Annotated in this window: 17 protein-coding genes; 3 read left to right on the plus strand and 14 right to left on the minus strand. The window is 69.6% G+C overall.

Features of this window, described 5'->3' with window-relative positions; genetic code table 11:
• Positions 1-9: 9 nt before the first annotated feature.
• On the minus strand, positions 10-711 hold the full coding sequence (locus AB0E78_RS38045; protein ID WP_361843083.1) for a ribonuclease HII: 702 nt from the start codon (positions 709-711) through the stop codon (positions 10-12).
• Between the two features lie 47 nt (positions 712-758).
• Positions 759-1,373, minus strand: coding sequence for a TetR/AcrR family transcriptional regulator (locus tag AB0E78_RS38050; protein ID WP_361843086.1), 615 nt, complete (start codon positions 1,371-1,373; stop codon positions 759-761).
• Positions 1,374-1,497: 124 nt separating this feature from the next.
• Here AB0E78_RS38050 and AB0E78_RS38055 point away from each other — a divergent pair, with 124 nt between their 5' ends.
• Entirely contained in the window at positions 1,498-3,054 is a 1,557-nt protein-coding gene (locus AB0E78_RS38055; RefSeq protein WP_361843088.1) for an MFS transporter, read from the plus strand.
• Between the two features lie 192 nt (positions 3,055-3,246).
• On the opposite strand, the gene AB0E78_RS38060 is transcribed toward AB0E78_RS38055, so the two are convergent.
• The 5 genes from AB0E78_RS38060 to AB0E78_RS38080 form a co-directional block, all read right to left on the minus strand.
• Positions 3,247-4,698, minus strand: coding sequence for a DUF4173 domain-containing protein (locus AB0E78_RS38060; protein ID WP_361843194.1), 1,452 nt, complete (start codon positions 4,696-4,698; stop codon positions 3,247-3,249).
• Between the two features lie 492 nt (positions 4,699-5,190).
• On the minus strand, positions 5,191-6,099 hold the full coding sequence (locus AB0E78_RS38065; protein WP_361843091.1) for an ADP-ribosylglycohydrolase family protein: 909 nt from the start codon (positions 6,097-6,099) through the stop codon (positions 5,191-5,193).
• A gap of 12 nt (positions 6,100-6,111) precedes the next feature.
• On the minus strand, positions 6,112-6,771 hold the full coding sequence (locus AB0E78_RS38070) for a histidine phosphatase family protein (protein ID WP_361843094.1): 660 nt from the start codon (positions 6,769-6,771) through the stop codon (positions 6,112-6,114).
• Between the two features lie 143 nt (positions 6,772-6,914).
• The gene (locus AB0E78_RS38075) at positions 6,915-7,520 is read right to left on the minus strand and encodes a YdbC family protein (RefSeq protein ID WP_361843097.1); all 606 of its coding nucleotides are present in this window, start codon (positions 7,518-7,520) and stop codon (positions 6,915-6,917) included.
• 33 nt (positions 7,521-7,553) lie between these two features.
• Positions 7,554-8,387, minus strand: coding sequence for an arylamine N-acetyltransferase (locus AB0E78_RS38080; RefSeq protein ID WP_361843100.1), 834 nt, complete (start codon positions 8,385-8,387; stop codon positions 7,554-7,556).
• A gap of 148 nt (positions 8,388-8,535) precedes the next feature.
• On the opposite strand from AB0E78_RS38080, the gene AB0E78_RS38085 reads away from it, so the two are divergent.
• Entirely contained in the window at positions 8,536-9,063 is a 528-nt protein-coding gene (locus AB0E78_RS38085) for a TerD family protein (protein ID WP_361843102.1), read from the plus strand.
• A gap of 66 nt (positions 9,064-9,129) precedes the next feature.
• On the opposite strand, the gene AB0E78_RS38090 is transcribed toward AB0E78_RS38085, so the two are convergent.
• A complete protein-coding gene (locus AB0E78_RS38090; RefSeq protein WP_361843104.1) occupies positions 9,130-12,039 on the minus strand; it encodes a vitamin B12-dependent ribonucleotide reductase in 2,910 nt (969 codons plus the stop codon).
• A 137-nt stretch (positions 12,040-12,176) separates the two neighbouring features.
• The gene (gene nrdR, locus AB0E78_RS38095) at positions 12,177-12,731 is read right to left on the minus strand and encodes a transcriptional regulator NrdR (RefSeq protein WP_361843107.1); all 555 of its coding nucleotides are present in this window, start codon (positions 12,729-12,731) and stop codon (positions 12,177-12,179) included.
• Between the two features lie 494 nt (positions 12,732-13,225).
• Between nrdR and lexA the strand changes: the two genes are divergently transcribed.
• Positions 13,226-14,005 (plus strand): transcriptional repressor LexA, encoded by a 780-nt coding sequence (lexA, locus tag AB0E78_RS38100; protein ID WP_361843110.1) that lies wholly within the window; start codon positions 13,226-13,228, stop codon positions 14,003-14,005.
• A gap of 134 nt (positions 14,006-14,139) precedes the next feature.
• Here lexA and AB0E78_RS38105 read toward each other — a convergent pair whose 3' ends face one another.
• From AB0E78_RS38105 to AB0E78_RS38125, 5 genes are all read right to left on the minus strand, one after another.
• Positions 14,140-16,182 carry an ATP-dependent DNA helicase gene (locus AB0E78_RS38105; protein ID WP_361843112.1) on the minus strand — a complete coding sequence of 681 codons (2,043 nt, stop codon included), beginning with the start codon at positions 16,180-16,182 and terminating at the stop codon, positions 14,140-14,142.
• 40 nt (positions 16,183-16,222) lie between these two features.
• Positions 16,223-18,046 carry an IucA/IucC family siderophore biosynthesis protein gene (locus tag AB0E78_RS38110; RefSeq protein WP_361843113.1) on the minus strand — a complete coding sequence of 608 codons (1,824 nt, stop codon included), beginning with the start codon at positions 18,044-18,046 and terminating at the stop codon, positions 16,223-16,225.
• A 169-nt stretch (positions 18,047-18,215) separates the two neighbouring features.
• Positions 18,216-19,070 (minus strand): GNAT family N-acetyltransferase, encoded by an 855-nt coding sequence (locus AB0E78_RS38115; protein WP_361843116.1) that lies wholly within the window; start codon positions 19,068-19,070, stop codon positions 18,216-18,218.
• Positions 19,071-19,106: 36 nt separating this feature from the next.
• Positions 19,107-21,029, minus strand: a complete 1,923-nt coding sequence (locus AB0E78_RS38120; protein WP_361843196.1) for an IucA/IucC family protein — start codon at positions 21,027-21,029, stop codon at positions 19,107-19,109.
• Positions 21,030-21,207: 178 nt separating this feature from the next.
• On the minus strand, positions 21,208-22,629 hold the full coding sequence (locus AB0E78_RS38125) for a diaminobutyrate--2-oxoglutarate transaminase family protein (protein WP_361843118.1): 1,422 nt from the start codon (positions 22,627-22,629) through the stop codon (positions 21,208-21,210).
• Positions 22,630-22,673: the final 44 nt, after the last annotated feature.

Here is a 22,673-nt window from a genome sequence, read left to right on the forward strand (position 1 = left end):
CCGGAAGCGTCAGAAATCGAAGCCGAGTTGGCCCTCGATTGCCGGAACGCTTCCATCCGCCCAGCTGCGGGCCTTCTTGAGGTGCCGCCACTGGGGCAGCGCATCAAGATACGCCCACGACATCCGGTGGTACGGGGTGGGCCCCCGCTCCGCCAGCGCGGCCTTGTGTACCGGCGACGGATAGCCGGCGTTGGCCGCAAAACCGAAGTCTGCATGTTCGATACCCAGTTCGGCCATCATTTTGTCGCGCCGAACCTTGGCGATCACCGACGCCGCGGCGACGGCCACACAGGATTGATCGCCCTTGATCACCGTACGAACCTGCCAGGGAGTCCCGAGATAGTCGTGCTTCCCGTCGAGGATCACCGCTTCCGGCCGTACCGGAAGCTCCTCCAGGGCGCGCACCGCGGCGAGCCGCAGCGCGGCCGTCATCCCCATCTCGTCGATCTCCTCGGGCGAGGAATGCCCCAGGGCATAGGCCGTGACCCAGCTCTCCAACTCCCCGGCGAGCGTCGTGCGCCGCTTGGGAGTGATCAGCTTGGAATCGGTGAGCCCTTCGGGCGGCCTGCGCAGTCCCGTGATCGCCGCACATACGGTGACCGGTCCCGCCCACGCTCCGCGTCCGACTTCGTCGACTCCGGCAACGATCTTCGCTCCGGTGGTAGCGCGAAGGGAGCGCTCGACGGTGTGGGTGGGTGGTTCGTACGGCATGGCGCCAGCCAGCGTACGCCGCCGCATGCCACCCGCGACACCCGGGCCTACCGACGCAGCATCGGAACCATGACCTGATCGATCAGTTCCGTGAATTCTTCGTCCCCCCATTCGCTGCCGCACACCTTGGAGCGGTACATCATCATCGCCGGAATGACGTCACATACGTAGGAATTCGTGGCCTCGGGGCGCACCTCGCCGCGCTCGACCCCCCGGCGCACCACTTCTTTGATCAGTTCCACGCTCGGCCCGATGACCCCGTCGAAGATCACTCCATGGAAGCGCTCGGCCGCCACCGTGTCGCACTCGTGAAGCACCGCGCGGAGAGCGAATCCGGGTCGCGAGAACATCGCCTCACGCATCTGCCTGCACAGCTGAACGAGATCTTCCCGCACGTCTCCACAGTCCGGTGTGGAGTCCAGCTTCGGGAGGCCGGCCTGCAGCGCGTCCACGACGAGGTCCTCCTTGGAGGGCCAGCGGCGATAGACGGCGGCCTTGCCGGTCTGCGCGCTCGCGGCCACGCCTTCCATCGTCAGACCGTTCCAGCCGACGGTGCTGAGCTGCTCGAGCGCGGCATCAAGGATCGCCCGTTCCAGCACGGGGCCCCGGCGGCGCAGGGAGGCCGTTTGAGCGGCAGCGGCGCTCCAGCGCGAAGTAACCATCGACATCTCTCCGTTGGAGTACGAGGCAGTGTCAGTGAACGGTTGCGTTCACTGATGGGGAGTCACTACCGTTGAGGGGACAGTGAACGGGCGCGTTCACTAACGCACTTGTGGGGGACCCATAGTGACAACCTCTCAGTTAGCCAAAGACCGGAAACCCGGTGCCGCCCGCCGAGAGGGCCGGCCCGGTATCGCTCTGACCGTCATCGCGGCCTGCCAACTCATGGTGGTCCTCGACGCAACAATTGTGAACATCGCCCTGCCGCACATTCAGGACGCGCTCGAATTCTCCACCACTGACCTCACTTGGGTCGTCAGCGCGTACACGCTCACCTTCGGTGGCCTGCTGCTTCTCGGCGGCCGGGCCGGCGACATCCTCGGCCGCCGCAGGGTCTTCATGACCGGCATCCTGGTCTTCACCCTCGCCTCGCTCCTGGGCGGATTCGCCCAGGAACCCTGGCAGTTGCTGGCCGCGCGCGCCCTGCAGGGCGTAGGTGGCGCGATCGCGTCGCCCACCTCCCTGGCCCTCATCACCACGACGTTTCCCGAAGGCCCCGAGCGCAACCGCGCGTTCGGTGTCTTCGCGGCCGTCTCCGCGGGCGGCGGCGCCATCGGCCTGCTGGCCGGCGGCATGCTCACGGAGTGGCTCGACTGGCGCTGGGTGCTCTTCGTGAACGTACCCATCGGCATCCTGATCGCCTTCCTCGCCCCGCTCTACATCAACGAGTCCGAGCGCCATCCGGGCCGTTTCGACATCGCGGGCGCCCTCACGTCGACCCTCGGCATGGCCTCCCTGGTCTACGGATTCATCCGGGCGGCCGAGGACGGCTGGCGCGACAGTCTCACCCTGGGGTCGTTCGGCGCGGCGATCGTGCTGCTCCTCGCCTTCGCGCTGATCGAGAGCCGGGCCAAGGAACCGATCACTCCGCTGAAGATGTTCGCCGACCGCAACCGCTCGGGTTCTTACGTGATCATGCTGAGCCTGGCTGCGGCGATGTTCGGCATGTTCTTCTTCATCGTGCTCTTCGTCCAGAACGTGCTGAGCTACACACCGATCGAAGCAGGCCTCGCCTTCCTGCCGATCACGGTCGCGATCGTGGCGGGCGCGGGCATCTCCCAACAGCTGCTTCCGGTCCTCGGCCCCAAACCGTTCATGGTGACCGGCTCGGCCCTCGTGGCCCTGGGGCTCGGCTGGCTGACCCTCATCGGCCCGGACAGTTCGTATGCGGGCGGAGTGCTCGGCCCGATGCTCCTGTTCGGCTTCGGCATGGGTCTGAACTTCGTGACCCTTACATTGACAGCCGTCTCCGGAGTAGCCCCACACGAGGCGGGCGCGGCATCAGGCCTGCTCAACGCGACGCAGCAGGTGGGCGGTTCGCTCGGCCTCTCCATCCTGACCACGGTGTTCGGTACGGCGAGCCGGGACGAGGGCAAGGAACAGATGGCGGACTTCATGGCGAACGCTTCGCCGGAACAGAAGGCCGCCTTCGCCAAGACCGGCGAGCTGCCCGCGCCCTGGGGGCACGAAGTGCTGTCCCAGGGGATCTCGACGGCCTTCATTCCGGCCGTCGCCATGGCCCTGCTCGCCCTGGTCACCGCCCTGGTGGTCGTCCGGGTACGCAAGAGCGACATGGAGGCGTTGTCCGGCACAGCGAGCACGGCGGGTCCAGCTGGCGGCTAGCTGCTGGCTGCTGGCTGCTAGCTGCTGGCTGGAGCATGCGGAGGCGTACGTGCCGGGTCGTCCACGGCGGCGAGAGCGGCCCGGCACTCGCCGCCGTGGACGCCGCCGTGACTGCCTCTGTGGACGCCCAGCGCCGCACTCTCATCGCCCGGCCAGGGGCCCAGGAGACCGATGCCCCGCCCAGAGGGCGATTCAACGGTACGCGGTCTCCTCGCCGACGCCCATGCAGTCCGCCGAGGATGCCGTCGGCGGCCGGTCCTCGATGATCTCCCTGGCCCGCGCCTCCCCCAGACTGGTGGCGTACCAAGGACCTCGCTCGGACCCGAGGCCCTCCGCGATGCCCTCAAGGGCGCAAGAGCGCAACGGCTCCGGCAACCCGTCGACATCCGGAGCGGCATCGGCGGACAGCCCCCGCGCGTACTCCAGGTCGAACTTCCCGGTGTCCTCGTAGCGCTGCACATTGCGCTCGGCGATGAGCGCGTCGGGCGAGAGGAGCCCGAAAGCCAGCACGCCGGCCGCGGCACTCGCGGCGACAGCGCGCGGCAGCCAGCGGGCGCCCCACACTCCGGCCGCCATGATCAATACGATGACCAGGCCGAGCCAGAGCTCCACGGCCACGACCGAGACCCTCAGCCGGGTCAGTCCGTACGCCTCGACGTACATGTCCATGCGACGCACGGCCGAGGCGACGACGACGAGCGTGAGGGCGCAGAGCGTCCCGAGCACGGCCCGCACCAGACTTCGGTCCCGTGCCCCGTCCCGCGGCGCCCAGCGCAGGGCGAGGACGATGACGACGAGGGTGAGCAGCGTGGCGAGCAGCAGCTGCCAGAAGCCCTGGCGCGCATACGCGGAGTACGAGAGGTCGGTCTTCTCCAGGACCGCGTCGTAGCCGCCGAAGAGCACGGCAAGCTGCACCACGTTGAACGCCGCGAACAGCAGGTTCAGGACGATCAGCGGCAGCGCCCACTCGACGCGGCCCCGCTCCCGGCCGGGACCTACGACGAGCCGGTCCCAGCGCACGGGCGCGGCAGCGGTGTGCGCCGCGGCGAGCGCTCCGACGACGCCGAGCGCGAAGAGCAGCAGGCGCCATGGCCCTTCGGCGACGGAGGCGTCAGGCATCAGGTCGCCCAGCAGCCCCGCGAAGGCGGCGTCGGCCCCGGCGAACAGCGCGCCGAAGACCAGCAGCAGCACAACGGTCACCGCGGCCGCCCGCAGCACGGGACCGCTCCGGGACCCGCTCGCACGTCCCCGCGCCCCGCGCCAGCCCCAGCCGAGGCCGGAGAGCACCGCTTCGAAGAGACCGACCGGGGCAAGCAGTACGCCGGGCCAGGTACGGCAGCCGTGCAGCGCGAGCGAGCCGAGGGCGACGGCGGACACGAGGGCGAGGAACGAGGGCCAGCCGGCGTCCCGCAGCGCGGGCACGGCCAGCAGTGCGAGGCCACCGATCGCCCAGGTCAGCGTCCATGGGCGCAGCCTGCGGCCGGCCTGCTCGGCGGCGAAGTACGCGGCGAGCGCGGCGGGCAGGGCGACGATCAGCAGATTGATCGCGAGGCCGTCGCCGAGCAGCAGCATGCTCAGCAGGCCGGTCGCGAACACCGCGCCGAGGGTGCCCGTCCGGATCGGGGCGGGCGGGTCTGCCCGCAGATCGGCCAGCAGCGGCTCGTGCTTGTAGCCGCCTCCCGGGTACGCCCAGTCGGGCCGAGGCGCTGGTGGGTTGCCCGCCGCGGCACACGGGCCTGGCACGGCGTCCTGGGGCTCCCCGGGCGCCTCTCTGTCGTCGTCGGAGTCGCCACCGCCGGCGTCCCCTCGCGGACGCCTCAGCGGTTCTCCGGCTGAACCTCGTGGAGCTGGCGCATCTGGACCTGGCCCATCAGAAGGCTCAGGCGCGGACGGTGTGGACGGTGCATCGGACACGGGACCCCCTCCCGGCCGGTCCGCACGTGCGGCGGACGGCACGCGCGCGTGGCGGTCCGCCGGGCGACCGGCATCTCGTTGAGGACACGCAAGTCATGATCAACTCGCGGCCTGCCGGAAAGAGTAGCCGCGAGGCCGCCGACGGCCCTCGCATCGGCCACGCTGTGGCATGACCGTGACAGTCACACAGGACGTGGACAGTCACACACCGGAATCCCCAAGTCAGCCCACCGTGACCGGCACCCAGCCGGGCAAATCCTCGGTCTGCTCCAGCCACGCGCCGGAGGGCGCCCCGCCCTCGCCGGAAGCGACCACTCCACCCACGATGGCGCAGGTCGTGTCCATGTCGCCGCCCACCTGGGCGGTGGACCAGATGGCCCGCTCATAGTCGCCCAGGCCACGAGCGGCCGACCACAGCGCGAACGGCACCGTGTCATGAGCCGTCGTGCGGCGCCCGCATCCAAGGACCGCGGCGACCGTCGCCGCGTCCCCGTAGTCGAGCATGTCCCGGGCGCGACGGAGCCCCGCTCCCACCGCACTGCGAGGTACGAGGTCGATGACGCCGTCGAGCAGCGCCTTCGGTGCGGGCGGCCCGGTGGGGTCGGCCGTCAGCGCCGCGGCGGCGGCCACCGCCATGGCTCCCACGACCGCCTCACGGTGCTGGTGCGTGGGGTAGGCGGAGATCTCCGCCTGGTGCGTCGCCTGCTCCGGATCGTCCGCGTACCAGGCGCCGAGCGGCGCGATCCGCATGGCCGCCCCGTTGCCCCAGGAGCCCTGGCCCTTGAACAGCGCGGAGGCCAGCTCCCGCCAGTCCCCGCCCTCCCGGACCTGCCTGAGCAGCCGGTTCACGGCGGGGCCGTAGCCGCGGTCGAAGTCGTGGTGCTCGGCGAAGGACAGGGCGAGCGCGTCCTGATCGATCCGGTCGTGGCGGACCAGGACCGCGAACACGGAGCAGGCCATCTCGGTGTCGTCGGTCCACTGCCAGGGGCCTGGGGGCGCTTCCCCGCGCTTGAGCAGCGGGTAGTTCGCGGGCACGAAGAACTGAGAGCCCAGTGCGTCCCCCACCGCCAGTCCACGCAGGCTGGCCAGAGCGCGGGCCAGGCGCCGGTCGGGAGAGGAGTCAGCGGTCATCGCTCTGCCACTCTATCCGGTGACGCCGTACGGTTCGGGTTCGCGCCAGCGTTCGAACGGCCGGTCCAGGGTGTACTTGCCGTCGTCGCCGAGCACCAGCGTCCGCATCTCGCCGTTCCCGGGGTTGGACAGCGACTCGAACTCCGCCACCGACCAGTGGAACCAGCGCATGCAGAACAGCCGCATGGTCAGGCCGTGGGTGACGAGGAGGACGTTCGGCGGATGGTCCGGTGCCTCGAAGCTCCGGTAGAGGCTCTCCAGGAACGCGCCCACCCTGTCGTACACGTCGGCTCCCGACTCGCCCTGGGCGAAGCGGTAGAAGAAGTGCCCGTACGCGTCGCGGTACGCCTTCTGCAGCCTGACGTCGTCCCTGTCCTGCCAGTTTCCCCAGTCCTGCTCCCGCAGCCGTGGCTCCTCGCGGATCCGCACCAGCTCGGGGTCGAGCCGCAGGGCCCGAAAGGTCTCATGGGTGCGCCGGTACGGCGAGACGTACACGCTCACCCGCTCCAGGCCGACGGCCTCCCGTAGCTGCTCGCCCGTCTCGTCCGCCTGCCGCCACCCCTTCTCGGTGAGCGCCAGCGCGTGGTCGGGTTCGCGTTCGTACACGGTGTCGTCGGCGTTTCCGGCCGACTCGCCGTGCCGGACAAGGAAGATGCGCTGCGGACGTGCCATACGGAAACCCTAGATCGGGCCCTCCCCGGTAGCTCAACCGGTCGGCCGTCCGGGCTCCATCCGGCCTATGCGGACGCCGCCACCGACGGCACCGTCACCACAGCGGCGGCCCCGCCCGGCAGCAGGTCACCCCGCGTCCGAGGTCACACCGTCCACGACGGCTCGAGTTCCACGATGTCACCGGCAAGCGCCGCGACGTCCGTCTCCGTCTGGGCCCGCAGCGAGAGGCGCTCCACCCGTTCCCTGCGGTACTTCCCGTGCTCGGCGGCCGACAGCCACATGGAGAGGACGAGGAACTCGTGCCCCGGCGCCTCACCGAAGAGCCCGCGCACCATCCCCGGCGAGCCCGCCATCGCCGGGTTCCAGACCTTCTCCTGCATGAGCGCGAAGTGCTCCACCCGCGCCTCGTGGACCCGGCAGTGCGCCACCCGCACCACGTCGGCGTCCGCGAAGCGCGGCTCGAAGCCCGTCTTCACGTCGAAACGGTGGTCGAAGAGCTTGATCTGGATGTCCTTGAAGGTGCCCGACTGTGTGGCGGCGAGCCGGTCATGGGAGCGCGCCATGAAGGAGTCGTAGAAGGCCCGGCTCTCCCAGAAGCCGAAGACGTGCGCCACGCCCGGCCGCTCCCGACTCCACCCCCCGCCCTGTCCCCGGAACCCCGGCTCCCCCAGAAGCCCCGCCCACTTCCGCTGCCCCCGCTCGAACCCCCGTCGGTCCACCACGGTGCAGCGAATCCACTTGACCAGCACCGCGCCATCGTACGGCGCCGAGCGTGGCCCGGGTCACGCTCCGGCGTAGTGCGCCCGGATCAGCTCGGCGCGATCCTCGGCGCTCAGTTCAATACCGAACTCACGGTCGAGAACATCCCCCAACTCCCGGGCGGATACGTCACGTTCGTCCGATGTGCCGTCCGGTCGCGTCACCGTCAAATGTTCACCTACCAATGTGCGGCGCACATCCGGAGCGGCCCTCTGGACCACCGGGCGGCGGATGAACGACGACATGGGGTGGGTCGACGTGTAGTGGTTCATCACTACGTAGTCGACGGGAAGCCGTTCTTCCAGCGTGTATTCGTAGAGGTCGAACCAGCCGCCCGCGCGCTCGGTCCGCAACACCCGGGCACCGTTCGCCTCCTGGACGATCCCGAACCGCCACTCTCCTTGTCGCGCGTCCTGCCGTACGTGGCCCTCGTTCCCCATGGAGATCGGTTCGAGCAGTCCCAGGCCGCCGAAACCGACATCACAGTGCCACTGCTGCCCGTCCGCCTCGACCTTCAGGAGCATGTGCGTCACCGCGCGACGCGACGAGGCACCCACCCGGACGCGGGCACCGAGTCCCGTGACGGCGAAGCCGATCCGCTCCAGGACCGCGGCGAACAGGAGGTTCTGTTCGTAGCAGTAGCCGCCTCTGCGCTGCCGCACCAGCTTGTCCTGCAGCGCCGCCAGATCGAGGGGGACGGGCCGGCCGACCATCATCTCCAGGTTCTCGAAAGGGATCGACGCCACATGCGCGCGATGGAGCGCCCGGAGGGTGTCGAAGTCAGGCTTCAGGTCCCCCTTGTGCCCGACTCTGCCCACATAGGCCTCGATATCCGCTTCTTCCCCGTTCCATGTCATGGAGGCAATGATCCACACGACCGTGCCCGCATGCCAACAGCCTTTCCCACCGGCGGAATTCAGGGATGTCAGTCATGCGTCGTAGCGTGTCTGTTGGACATGCCTAGAGCATCGGCGCGGGCGGGGACTACGAGGAGGGGGATCTCTGGTGAGCAGTGTCAGCAAGGGAATTGAGAAGGTCGAGGTGGGGCTCAAGTGGGATCCGAGCCCCGTCGGCTCGCGGCCGCACGATCTCGACATCATCGCCGGTACCTATACGGCGGAGGCTCCGCACGGCAGCCCCGTATACCTGGTGCACTTCGGCAGCCGCGCCCCCGACGGGACGATCACTCTCAACAGGGACAGCAAGACCGGACAGGGCTTCGGTTTCGACGAGGTCATGACCCTGGAGCTCGGTCGGCTGGCGGCCACGTACGCGCGCGTGGTGGTCGGCGTGGCCATACAGCCCCATGAGGGGGAGAAGGTCTTCGGCGACATCCCGAACACCTCCGTCCGCATCCGCCACGGGTACACGGACCTCGCCCTGACCGACCTCTCCGGAGTCTCCGGGGCCACGGCGGCCACCGTCGCCGAGTTCACCCGGGACGAGTCGGGCGCGTGGTCCTTCCGGGAGATCATCCGCGGTTTCGACGCCGACCCGACGTCCTTCGCCGCGCTGATGGGCGGAGAGTTCTGAGAACGCGATGAGGGGCTGACGGAGCCGACCGGCTCCGCCAACCCCTCACTCGGCTAGATCAGCCGGTCAGCTGCAACCGCTGGTCGAGCCGCAGCCCTCGCAGATGTAGCAGGAGCCTGCCCGCTGCATCTTCGTCCCGCAGGAGAAGCACAGCGGCGCGTCGGCCTGGATACCGAGCTGCATCTCTACGAGCTCGGCGCTGGTGTGCGCCTGTTGCGGAGCGGGCTTCTCGGCCTCGGCCTCGGCCTCGGCCTTCGGCGTGGCGACCGCCTTCAGGACCTCGGGCTGCCGCGGAGCGGACTGGGCCAGGCCCTCGACGTCGACGTCCGACTCGTCCATGGACGGCTCGTACGAACCCGTCTCCAGGTGACGCTGACGCTCCTCGGCCGAGTGGATGCCGAGCGCGGAGCGCGTCTCGAAGGGCAGGAAGTCCAGCGCCAGACGGCGGAAGATGTAGTCGACGATCGACTGCGCCATCCGCACGTCCGGGTCGTCCGTCATGCCGGCCGGCTCGAAGCGCATGTTCGTGAACTTCGAGACGTACGTCTCCAGCGGAACGCCGTACTGCAGGCCCACGGAGACCGCGATCGAGAAGGCGTCCATCATGCCCGCGAGGGTCGAGCCCTGCTTGGACATCTTCAGGAAGACCTCGCCGAGACCGTCGTCCGGGTAGGAGTTGGCGGTCATGTAGCCCTCGGCGCCACCCACCGTGAAGGAGGTGGTGATCCCCGGGCGGCCCTTGGGAAGGCGCTTGCGGACGGGGCGGTACTCGACCACCTTCTCGACCGCGGCACGGATCGTGTCCTCGGTCTTCGCGGTGACCTCGACCTTCTCCTGCTCCTTCTTCTTGGCGGAGAGGGGCTGGCCGACCTTGCAGTTGTCGCGGTAGATGGCGAGCGCCTTGACGCCCATCTTCCACGCCTCGTAGTAGACCTCTTCGACGTCCTCGACGGTGGCCGTCTCGGGGAGGTTCACCGTCTTGGAGAGCGCTCCGGAGATCCACGGCTGGATGGCCGCCATCATCCGGACGTGGCCCATCGCGGAGATGGAACGCTCGCCCATCGCGCAGTCGAAGACCTCGTAGTGCTCGGGCTTCAGACCGGGGGCGTCGATCACATTGCCGTGGTCGGCGATGTGGGCGACGATCGCCTCGATCTGCTCCTCCTGGTAGCCCAGGCGACGCAGGGCCTGCGGCACGGTGCCGTTGACGATCTGCATCGAGCCGCCGCCGACGAGCTTCTTGAACTTGACCAGGGCGAGGTCGGGCTCCAGGCCCGTGGTGTCGCAGGACATCGCGAGACCGATGGTGCCGGTCGGGGCGATGACGGACGCCTGGGAGTTACGGAAACCGTTCTTCTCGCCGAGGCGGAGCACGTCCTGCCAGGCCTCCGTGGCGGCGGCCCAGATCGGGGTGTCCAGGTCGTCGACGCGGGGCGCCGTGGCGTTGGCGTCGGAGTGCTGCTTCATGACGCGCTTGTGCGGCGTGGCGTTCTTGGCGTAGCCGTCGTAGGGACCGACGACCGCGGCGAGCTCGGCCGAGCGCTTGTACGACGTACCCGTCATCAGCGAGGTGATGGCGCCGGCCAGGGAGCGGCCGCCGTCGGAGTCGTACGCGTGACCGGTGGCCATCAGCAGGGCCCCGAGGTTGGCGTAACCGATGCCCAGCTGGCGGAAGGCGCGGGTGTTCTCGCCGATCTTCTGCGTCGGGAAGTCCGCGAAGCAGATCGAGATGTCCATCGCGGTGATGACCAGCTCGACGACCTTCGAGAAGCGCTCGGCGTCGAAGGACTGGGTGCCCAGGCCGTCGTCCTTGAGGAACTTCATCAGGTTCAGCGAGGCGAGGTTGCAGGACGTGTTGTCCAGGTGCATGTACTCGCTGCACGGGTTCGAGCCGTTGATCCGGCCGGACTCCGGGCAGGTGTGCCAGGCGTTGATGGTGTCGTCGTACTGGATGCCGGGGTCGGCGCAGGCCCACGCGGCCTCGGCCATCTTGCGGAAGAGCGACTTGGCGTCGACCTCCTCGATGACGTCGCCCGTCATGCGGGACGTCAGGCCGAACTTGCCGCCCTCCTCCACCGCCTTCATGAACGTGTCGTTCACGCGGACCGAGTTGTTGGCGTTCTGGTACTGGACGGACGTGATGTCGTCGCCGCCCAGGTCCATGTCGAAGCCCGCGTCACGCAGGGCGCGGATCTTCTCCTCTTCCTTCACCTTGGTCTCGATGAAGCCCTCGATGTCGGGGTGATCGACGTCGAGGATGACCATCTTGGCCGCGCGGCGCGTGGCGCCACCCGACTTGATCGTTCCTGCGGACGCGTCGGCACCTCGCATGAAGGAGACCGGTCCCGAGGCGTTGCCGCCGGAGGAAAGGAGTTCCTTCGAAGACCGGATGCGGGAGAGGTTCAGGCCGGCGCCGGAGCCGCCCTTGAAGATCATCCCCTCTTCCTTGTACCAGTCGAGGATCGAGTCCATGGAGTCGTCGACAGCCAGGATGAAGCAGGCGGAGACCTGCTGCGGCTGGGGCGTGCCCACGTTGAACCAGACCGGCGAGTTGAAGCTGAAGATCTGGTGCAGGAGGGCGTACGCCAGCTCGTGCTCGAAGATCTCGGCGTCGGCGGGCGAAGCGAAGTAGCTGTAGTCCTCGCCGGCCTTCCGGTACGTCTTCACGATGCGGTCGATCAGCTGCTTCAGGCCGGTCTCGCGCTGCGGGGTGCCAACGGCCCCGCGGAAGTACTTGCTGGTGACGATGTTGACCGCGTTCACCGACCAGAAGTCGGGGAACTCGACGCCACGCTGCTCGAAGTTGACCGAGCCGTCGCGCCAGTTGGTCATGACGACGTCTCGGCGCTCCCAGACCACCTCGTCGTACGGATGCACGCCGGGCGTCGTATGGATGCGCTCGATACGCAGACCCTTGCTGGCCTTGGATCCCTTGGCGCGGGAACCTCGTGCCGGGCCGCTCGTCGTCTCGGTCATGCCGCCTCCCTGTATCAGGCTAAAACGCCCTGAAGTGCCACGATGTTCCCGTGACACGGTGTTGTCTGGTGCCGCGAAGCCCACGAAGGCGCCCCGCAAGCAGGTCTGTGTGTGTCGCCGTCGGCCGCTCGGGCCGGTCAGTCGGCGGCAGTGGCGGGCACCGGGACTTCGACAGTCCCTCCGGGCCCGCAGTCCTTCGCGCCGGTCTCGCCACCGGCGCCCCGCGACTCGTCGTCGAGCCGCTTTTCCCGCTGGTCCCTCAGCTCCCCGATGGCAGCCTCGAAGTCCTCAAGTGAATCGAACGCCCGGTACACGGACGCGAAGCGCAGGTAGGCCACGAGGTCCAGCTGCTGCAGCGGACCGAGTATGGCCAGACCCACGTCGTGCGTAGTCAGTTCGGCACTCCCGGTGGCCCGCACCGCCTCTTCGACCCGCTGGCCGAGCTGGGCGAGGGCGTCCTCGGTGACCGGCCGCCCCTGGCACGCCTTCCGTACGCCGTTGATCACCTTCGTACGACTGAACGGTTCGGTCACGCCGCTGCGCTTGACCACCATCAGCGAACACGTCTCCACGGTCGTGAAACGACGGGAGCAATCGGGACACTGACGGCGCCTGCGGATCGAGGTGCCGTCGTCGGTGGTGCGGCTGTCGACCACGCGACTGTCGGGGTGCCTGCAGAAGGGGCAGTGCATGAAACTCCCAACCCTCCTTCACGACACGACTCATAGGCCTCAACAGGCCCTTGGGGCCCTCGAAGCAGCCCCAAGCATAGGCGATGCCCGAGGCCTGAAAAGACCCGGGACCACAACTTCTGGGCCGCGGCTGCAATCCAACCACTAGATCTGGGGTTTGGCCGTAAATCCGGCCCCATCGCGTGTCGCGTACCCACGGTCCGCCGGGAACGGTACGAGCTCGCCTCGCGCGCCGCACGAGAAGGGGGCGGTGCCCGGTTGACCGGGCGACGAGTGGCAGTATGGGAGCCCCACCGAGGGGGCCACGACCCTGGCGGTGAAGCGTACCGTAATGAACCGAAATGCCAGTCGGCTCGAACGTTAGCCATACACCCAGACGCATGATCGCGGCAGGCATTCTGCGATTTTTCACTCGAACGTGTGTTTGGCGCAACCTTTCGAAAGCAACTACCGTTGGCTAACTAGGGAGACAATCTCGAGAGGGGCCGACCGACGTGACCACCACCGCAGACAGTGCCACCATCACTGCCCAGGACCGCCAGAGCCGACTCGAGCCGGTGCATGCCATGAATGACGCCACGAGCCCGGAGGGCCCCAAGCCCACACGCTCCCTGCCGGGCCGACCTCCGGGCATTCGCGCCGACAGTTCGGGCCTCACCGACCGACAGCGCCGTGTCATCGAGGTCATCAGGGACTCGGTGCAGCGGCGGGGGTACCCGCCGTCCATGCGGGAGATCGGGCAGGCGGTAGGCCTCTCCAGCACCTCATCGGTCGCTCACCAGCTGATGGCCCTGGAGCGCAAGGGCTTCCTGCGCCGCGACCCGCACCGCCCGCGTGCGTACGAGGTGCGGGGCTCGGACCAGCCCAGCAGCCAGCCCACGGACACCGCGGGCAAGCCCGCCGCTTCGTACGTCCCGCTGGTCGGCCGCATCGCGGCCGGTGGCCCGATCCTCGCCGAGGAGTCGGTCGAGGACGTCTTCCCGCTCCCCCGGCAGCTCGTCGGCGACGGTGAGCTGTTCGTCCTCAAGGTCGTCGGCGACTCGATGATCGAGGCCGCGATTTGCGACGGCGACTGGGTGACAGTACGCCGCCAGCCGGTCGCCGAGAACGGCGACATCGTCGCCGCCATGCTCGACGGCGAAGCGACGGTGAAGCGGTTCAAGCGCGAGGACGGACACGTGTGGCTGCTGCCTCACAACTCCGCGTACCAGCCCATCCCCGGTGACGAGGCGACGATCCTCGGCAAGGTGGTGGCGGTGCTGCGGCGCGTGTGAGCCTCCGCCCCTGACCGGGCCCCGGAACCAACTGCGCCGGTTCCGGGGCCCTGCTGCGTCTCCAGGCATCGGCTCCAGAAACCCCCTAGGGGCGTCTGGAGCCGGCCGTCCATCTACTCCTCTGCCGCCTCGTCCTACTCCTCTGCCGCCTCGTCCTCGCCGTCCACCTGAGGGTTGGCCTTGGGATCGGGCGTGGGGTTGGGCGTGGGGTCCGCCTTGGCCGCCGCGTCGATCGCGGCCAGGGAGCGGCGCGCCTGATTACGGTCCGTCGTGTACCAGAAGTCGGGAAGCGAAGCCCGCAGATAGCTGCCGTAGCGCGCGGTCGCGAGCCGGGGATCCAGGATGGCGACCACGCCACGGTCCGCCGAGGCCCGCACCAGCCGCCCCGCGCCCTGCGCCATCAGGAGCGCCGCGTGCGTCGCGGCGATCGCCATGAAGCCGTTGCCACCGGCGTCGTCCACCGCCTTCTGGCGCGCGCTCATCAGGGGGTCGTCGGGCCGCGGGAAGGGGATCTTGTCCATGACGACCAACTGGCAGCTGGCGCCGGGCACATCGACGCCCTGCCACAACGAAAGCGTCCCGAACAGGCAGGTCCGCGAGTCCGCCGCGAAGTTCTTGATCAGCTCGCCCAGCGTCTCCTCGCCCTGCAACAGGATGGGCACGTCGAGGCGGCCACGGAGCTCCTCGGCGGCGTTCTGAGCGGCGCGCATGGAGGAGAACAGACCGAGCGTACGACCGCCCGCCGCCTCGATCAGCTCGGCCAGCTCCTCGACCATGTCGCTGCGTGTGCCTTCGCGCCCCGGCCGGGCCAGGTGCTGGGCGACGTACAGGATCCCCTGCTTGCGGTAGTCGAAGGGCGAGCCGACGTCGAGGCCCCTCCAGGCCGGGGCATCCTCCGACACGGTGCCCTCGGGGGCGAGCCCCAGGGAGGCCCCCACCCCGTTGAAGTCGCCGCCGAGCTTGAGGGTGGCGGAGGTGAGGACCACGGAGCGTTCACTGAAGAGCTTCTCGCGGAGCAGGCCCGACACGGACATGGGCGCCACCCGCAGCGAGGCTCCGAAGCGGTCGTGCCGCTCGTACCAGACGACGTCCCACTCGGAGCCGTTCGTGATGCGCTCCGCCACGTCGTGGATCGTCTCGACGGAGGCGAGGGCCTGTTTGCGTACGGCGTCCTCGTCCTGGACCGACTTGTCGCGGGTGGAGCCGAGGGCCGAGATGACCGTGCGGGCGGCATCACGCAGAGCCATCAGCGCGTACCCCAGGTCCTCCGGGACCTCCTCGATGCGGCCGGGAAGCGCCAGCTCCATCACTCGCTCGAAGCCTTCGGACGCGGTCTGGAGCTGGTCTGCCGCCTTTTCGTTGACGAGCTTGGCGGCTCGGCGCACGGCGCGGTTGACCTGGCCCGGGGTGAGCTCGCCGGTGGCGACGCCGGTCACCCGGGAGACCAGCTCGTGGGCCTCGTCCACGATCAGCACTTCGTGCTGAGGAAGGATGGGGGCACCCTCGATGGCGTCGATCGCGAGGAGCGCGTGGTTGGTGACGACGACCTCGGAGAGCTTGGCCCGCTCCCGCGCCGCCTCGGCGAAGCAGTCCGCCCCGTACGCACACTTCGACGCGCCCAGGCACTCCCTGGAGGAGACGGACACCTGGGACCAGGCGCGGTCGGAGACCCCGGGTGTGAGGTCGTCCCGGTCGCCGGTCTCGGTCTCGTCCGCCCAGTCGCGCATCCGCAGCAGGTCCTGGCCGAGCCTGCTGGTGGGGGCGGCGGCCTCGAACTGATCGAAGAGGCCCGGACCCTCCTCCTCTTCCTGCGGCACCCCTTCGTGGAGGCGGTGCAGGCACAGATAGTTCGACCGGCCCTTGAGCATGGCGAACTGGGGGCGGCGGCGCAGCAGCGGATGCAGGGCATCCACCGTCCGCGGCAGATCGCGCTCCACGAGCTGACGCTGCAGCGCGAGCGTGGCCGTCGCCACCACCACGCGCTCGCCGTGCGCGAGCGCGGGCACCAGATAGCCGAGGGACTTGCCCGTGCCGGTGCCGGCCTGGATCAGCAGATGGGAACCGTCGTCGATCGCCTCGGCGACGGTCTCGGCCATCGTCACCTGGCCAGGGCGCTCTGTGCCGCCGACGGCGATGACGGCGGCGTGCAGGAGCTCGGGAAGGGAGGGCTTTGTCATAGCGCGACCACCCTACGGGTCTCCACTGACAATCCCTCGATCACGGCTGGTGCAGAGGATTCGGCACGCTCCCGTGCACGGCGGCATGCGGGCGCTCGGGGCGGTCCCGGTACCCGTCCAGGTGAAGCCGGTTCCGGTTGAGGCACAGCCGCTCGATGCGCTCGGTGAGCAGGTCGAACATCTCGTACCGCTCCTTGAGCTGCGGGGCGCGCGCCTGATGGCGGAGGATCTCGGCGCGGACAAGGGACCAGAAGGTGCTCTCCGGGATGCCCAGCTGCTTCTCGCAGAGCGGGGCGAGATAGCGGAAGACACCCACGAAGAGCCCGGCATGGATGAACTGCGTGAGGAAGTCCGGGCGTTCGGTGAGCAGTACGTCACGGACATCGTCCGGCATCGACGCGTGCTCGGGGAGGGCCTCGGCGCTGACGTTGATGTCGTCGACGAAGTCCTTCACCGCGAGCCGGACGGGTACGTCCTTGTCGTCGAAGACGACGATGGCGTTCTCCCCGTGCGGGGAGAACACGGTGCCGTACCGGTACAGGAACTGCAGGAGCGGCGGCAGCAGGGCGCCGAAGAGGCGCCGCAGCCAGGCCTCGGGAGCCAGGCCCGAGCGGTCGACCAGCTCGGCCACGAAGGCCCTGCCGTGCGGGTCGGTGTGCAACAAGGAAGCAAGCGTGCGGGCGCGCTCGTCGGGAGCGAGATACCGGGTGATCGGTTCGCGCCAGATCGCGCCGAGGAGCTCTTTGTACTGATAAGGGGCCTCGGGAAGGCCGTCGTACAGCGGGTGCTCGACGGTCACCGACGCGACCTCGCCGAGCAGGATCACCCGGCATTCGTCACGCAAGAAGGGGTCGGCGTCGCGCAAGGCGTGCATCCATGCGGTGACGGCGGGGGCCGCCAGGGTGCGTTCGGTCGGGAGTCCACGCCACACGAGGGTGTTGAGGACCGACAGCGGCAGCTTGACCGTGTGCCGGTCGGGACGGGACAGATTCAGGAACGTACGAATGGACTGCTGGGGCAGCCGCAGATCGCCGTCGGTGGGCAGGGGCACGATCGCGCCTGCGGCGACGGAAGGGGCGAAGAGGGGCAGGATGATGTCGTCCCACTGCCACGGATGCACCGGCAAGTACAGATAGGCGTGCGGTTCGAGGCCGCGTGCCCTGAGTATGCCCGCGAAGGACTCCCTTGTGGCGGGGGTGAGTTCACGTGTGTAGAGCTTCTGTGCCGTGTCCAGGCCTGCGACGCCTCGGTAGGCGGCGATGTCGGTGTGCACCGCGATCCACGGGAGCTGCGCGGTGCGGCGGGCCTCGGGCGCCCACTGGGCGGTGTCGCTGGCGGAGAAACCGATGCGGCCCTTGTTGAGGACGAGCCAGGGGTGGCCGGTCTGGTGCCCTTCGAGTTCGGCGTAGCCGAGGTCGGCGAGCTGCGCCGCGGTACGCGCGGTCTGGTCGAGCCGGGCGTCGGCGGAGAGCGTGACGGTCAGCTCGCGGATGAGGTGGCCGAGGGTGGCGCCGTCGATTCCCAGGGTGCGGCGGGCCCGGGTGAGGAAGTGGAGGGGGTCGCCGAAGGGGAGCGGCGGTCCCTCGCCTTCGGCCAGGGCGAGGCTGGCCGGGTCGACATGCCAACTGCCGTAGGAGCCGCGGCTGGCGCGGAAGAGGAGGCGGGGCGCCGTGGGTCCCGGGCCGTCGCCGCGCTCGCCGTCGCCTACGCCTATGCCCAGGTCATCGCCGTCGGCTTGGGCATCGGGATCGGTATGGGTATCGGCATCGAGGCTGAGGCTGTAAGTGTCTCCGGCCCCGTCGCCCGTCGTCGGTCCGGCGGGGACGGGCTTGATGATCTCCTCGTAGGCGAACTCGCCGATCATTTTGGCGAGGAGGCGGCGCCCGCATCTCGCCCACCTGTCCGCGGTCAGCTCGGGCGGATCGTAGAGAGCGGACGACTCTCGGGATGTCGGGGGGACGGACGGGTTCGGCACGGGCACTCCTCCGGGAGGGAACCGGATCAGGTCGAGCGGTGTACTAAGAGTGAGCGGGTCAGAGCACTGCGCGCAGGGCCCGGTCACGGACCATGAGCGCCGCGCGTTTGTCGGGGAGATCCACCTCGGCGGCGAAGCGGAAGCCGGCGCTCAGGAATGCGGAGACGGAGGGGGTGTTGCGAAGGTCGGGTTCTGCGATGACGCGTGCGCATGAGGCGCGATGGTCGAGTACAAGGTCGGCGACGGCTCTCAGCAGAGAGGTGCCGAGACCTCGGCCGCGGTCGGCGACACCGCCGATGAGGAGGTGAAGACCGGTGTCGTGCGGGCGGGCCGGATAGTGCCGGGCCAGCGCGTCGAGGTCCGCGCGATAGACCTCCCAGTAACTCATCGGCGTGCCGTCCAGGACACCCAGGCAGGGGACGCTGCGTCCGTCACCGTCGATCTGGGCACGCAGATGTGCCTCCGTGACGGCCTCGGGGCCGGCCAGCTCCCAGAATGCCGCCACGGCGGGGTCGTTCATCCACCGGCTGACGAGGGGGAGATCGCGTTCGGTACGTACGGGGACGAGTTGGAAGACACCGGCCGTGGTGGTCGCAGGGCCCCAGTCGGCGACGTTGTCGAGCAGATCGTCGGCAGACGATGCGGCCCTACGTGCCGGGGTGTGGGCAGGGTCTGCCGTGCGTGCGTCGACTCCGATGCGTCCGGCGTACGCGCCCTGCGCCACGGCCGTGTCATTCGCGCCGAACAGCGCGATGAGTTCGTCCGGGAGCCGCAGGTCCAGGGTGTCCTGGATGTCTGCCCTGTCGGTGGCGGAGGACTCGGGCACGGATTCGGCGACGGAGGACTCGGTGGCGGGCTCAGTGGCGGGCTCGGTTCCGGCGTCGGTGCTCGCATCGGGGGGAGGCGGAGGCACGGCGTCGCTCCTCTCAAGAAGAGTGGGTCATGTTCCTCAGGGATGAAGGGGGTTGGCGATGGAGACGTAGACGGACTGGGTGTCGACCGGGCCCACGAGTTCGTCGAGACCGCGGAGACGGGTCAGCAGATTGGCCTTGCACCGCAGCACGGGTGAGTCGAGAAGCAGCGCGGGCAGCGGCGTGCGCAGCGCGGCCGGGCCGGAGACGGTGTCGCCGAGGAAGCGGCGGAACGCAGCGAGCAAAAGCTGCTCGTCGGCCAGGCGTTGGGCGCCCAGGGCTCCGATGAGACCGAGGACGTTGTTGATGCCGAGGTAGTAGGCGAAGCGCTCGTCCGCCACCTCGTCGGACACGAAGGTGTCGCTGTGCTCGCCGATGCCGGGAAGCCTTCGGCCGAGTTCGGCGCGTCGGGACTCGCGGAAGTAGTAGCCCTGGTTGTCGCGGTAGCGGCCGCCCACGGGCCAGCCGTCGGCGTCGAGCAGCAGGAGCGTGTTCTGCTGGTGGGCTTCCAGGGCGACACCTGCCTCGCTGTCCAGCCAGAGCACGGGGCGTACGACGTTCTCCAGGTAGCGCAGGAACCACTCCGTGGCGACGGCTCCCCGGGGGCGGCCCGTCCGTCCGGCGAGGCGGGTGACGATCTCGCCGAGCCGGGAGCGCATCGGAGGGCAGTCGTGCCCTGTGGAGTGCGGTGACGGCCTGGGCGAGACGAGTCCCGCGATGCAGGTGGCGTCGTCTCCGGGGCCGAAGGGGTTGTGCCGGATCATGACGTCGAGCCCGGTCACGGGGGCGCCGTCGGGGCCGGTCACGGCGAGCCAGGCGGGGTCGCGGATCACGTCGAAGCGCGGGTGGACCGCCTGCCACTGCTCGGCGAGGCCGCTGCGCAGCAACCGGTGGACCTCGACGCCGCGGTGGAGTTCCTTGCGGAGATTCTCACGACGGGAGTTGGTGATGCGCAGACCGAGCGACAGCTTCAGCATGGCCGGGGCACCCGAGCGGTAGAGGGTGCGTACGGAGGAGGTCGGGTACCACGGTGCGCCGTGGGGGCCGAGGTCCTGGAGGAGTCCGGCTTCCAGGAGAGCGGCCGTAGCGGGGCGGTGCCTGAGCTCACGCATCTGCCACGGGTGCAGGGGCAGGGCGGCGTGGCCTTGCGGCAGCGGCAGGTCCGGACCGGCGAGGCGGGCGGTGAGCTGCTCGGCCGGGAGGGTTCGTCCGCGCTCGGTCCAGGCCGAGTCCGCGGCGAGCACGGACGGGTGGACGGCGAGCCAGTGCAGGGCGAAGGCCCCGCGCAACTCCGGTGAGTAGAGCCGGGATTCGGTGTCCGAGAGGCCCTCGCGGCTCTTCGGCGTGGGGTGCAGGGGGTGGCCCAGGAGCAGGGACTGTTCGGCGGCGAGGAAGAGGTCGGGCTCGTCGCCGGGGTTGTTCCGGCGGTCGGCGATGAAGGTGGCGGTGCGCCGCACCGAGTCGGCGACGCGGCCGACGAGGTCCCCTCCCTCGACTCGATCGCCGTCGCCGTCGCTGTCGGGGCTACGGCCGGTGCTGGGGCTGGCGCCCGTGCTCGTGCCGGTCCACGCCTCTGCCTGCCCGTCCGGGTCGGTGGCTCCGCTCCGCTGGCCGGTCTCGCGGCCCAGAAGGGCGGCGACGGTGACGGCGTCGGCCGGGGGCGCGCTCTGGGGGCCGTCTTCCAGGTACGGGAGGCCGAAGCGGTGCCAGCCGGTGGCCGACCAGTAGTACACGGGGACGAGGAGGGCGGTGCCGCTGGCTTCAAGCGGGATACGGAGGGCGCCCTGTTCGGGGGCGGGGAAGTCGTTCTCGCGTACCCAGCAGCGCAGGAGGTTCTCGATGGCGGCCACCTGCGCGGCGGTGTGCGGATCCGGGTGCTCCAGGAGATCGGCGGTCGCGCCTCGCAGTTGCTCGGACTGCCGGCCTCCCTTCTGCCGGGGGACCGTACCGGGCTCCGCCACCAGCGAGGATTGCTTGCCGCACGCGCCTGGGACGTGGGGGTGGGGTGGACCGTCGGATGCGGGGGTGGCGTTCAAGAGGGCTTCCTTGTGAAGTCGTTCGGGCTCCGGGGCGACGGGCTGGAGCTGTGCTGATGTCTCGTGGCCGTCCGTGAGGCGGGACGGCCCGGGTCCGGTGTGGCTATCCGTGGTGCGGACGCACCGCCGCGGAGATCGCGTCGGAGAGGCGGTCGAGGATTGCGGCCGCCTGCTCGTCCGTGATGGTGAGAGGAGGAAGGAGTCGTACGACGCTGGAGTGGCGTCCGCCCAGCTCGATGATGAGGCCGCGGCGCAGGCATTCGCGTTGCACCGCTGCGGCGATTTCGGGCGCCGGGGACGGCGGCCGCGGGGAACGGGACAGGAGTCCGGCTGTGGCACTCGGGGTGCCGGTGCCGCCCGAAGCGCCCGTGCCGTCCGGAGCGGCCGGGTCCACGATTTCGACGCCGATCATCAGGCCTCTGCCTCGTACATCGCCGATGCAGGGGTGTTCGGAGGCCAGGGACCGCAGTTGGGCGAGCATGCGGGTGCCCAGGACTCCCGCGCGTTCCGCGAGGCCGTTCTCGCGGACGTACGCGAGGGTGGCCGCGCCCGCGGCCATGGCGAGCTGATTGCCGCGGAAGGTGCCCGCGTGGGCGCCGGGCTGCCAGACATCGAGGTCGTCGCGGTAGATCACGACGGCCAGGGGCAGGCTGCCGCCGATGGCCTTGGAGAGGACCATCACGTCCGGGACCACGCCGCTGTGCTCGACGGCCCAGAAGGCGCCGGTGCGACCGACGCCGGTCTGGACCTCGTCCGCGATGAGCGGGATCGAGCGTGCGGCGGTGATCTCGCGCATCCTGCGCAGCCAGTCGTCGGGGGCGGGGATCACACCGCCCTCGCCCTGCACCGGTTCGAGGATCATCCCGGCCGGCTGGGGCACGCCCGACTTGGTGTCGTCGAGGAGGTTCTCGGTCCAGCGGGCCGCGAGTTCGGCGCCGTCCGCGCCGCCGATGCCGAACGGGCAGCGGTAGTCCTGCGGGTAGGGCAGGCGCGCGACGCGTACGTCCGGTGCGCCGCCGGATGCTTCGAGCGCCCCTGCCGTCATCCCGTGGTAGGCGCCGGTGAACGCGAGCATCCCCTCGCGCCCGGTCGCCGTCCGCACGAGTTTGAGCGCGGCCTCCACCGCGTCCGTGCCGGCGGGACCGCAGAACTGGATCCGCGCGCGGTCGGCGAGTCCACGGGGCAGCGTGTGGAACAGCTCGGTGGTGAAGGCGTCCTTGACCGGCGTGGCCAGGTCGAGGACGTGCAGCGGAGCCCCCGAGTCGAGGACCTTCCTGATCGCCTCGAGCACGACCGGATGGTTGTGCCCGAGGGCCAGGGTCCCCGCACCCGACAGGCAGTCGAGATAGCGCTGCCCGTCAGCGCCCTCGATCGTCAGGCCGCGCGCCCGTACCGGCACGATCGGCAGGGCGCGCGCATAGGTGCGCGCCGCCGACTCGCGCGCCGACTGGCGTCGCAGGATTCCCTCATGCGCTGCGGAGTGCCCCGCGGTAACCGCCGCGGGCGCCGGCTCGGTCACGGCCACGACTGTTGGTCCTCCCGCTGGGAATGGGCGCTTCCCACTCGATC

This window comes from Streptomyces sp. NPDC032198 (assembly GCF_040636975.1).
Lineage (GTDB): Bacteria > Actinomycetota > Actinomycetes > Streptomycetales > Streptomycetaceae > Streptomyces.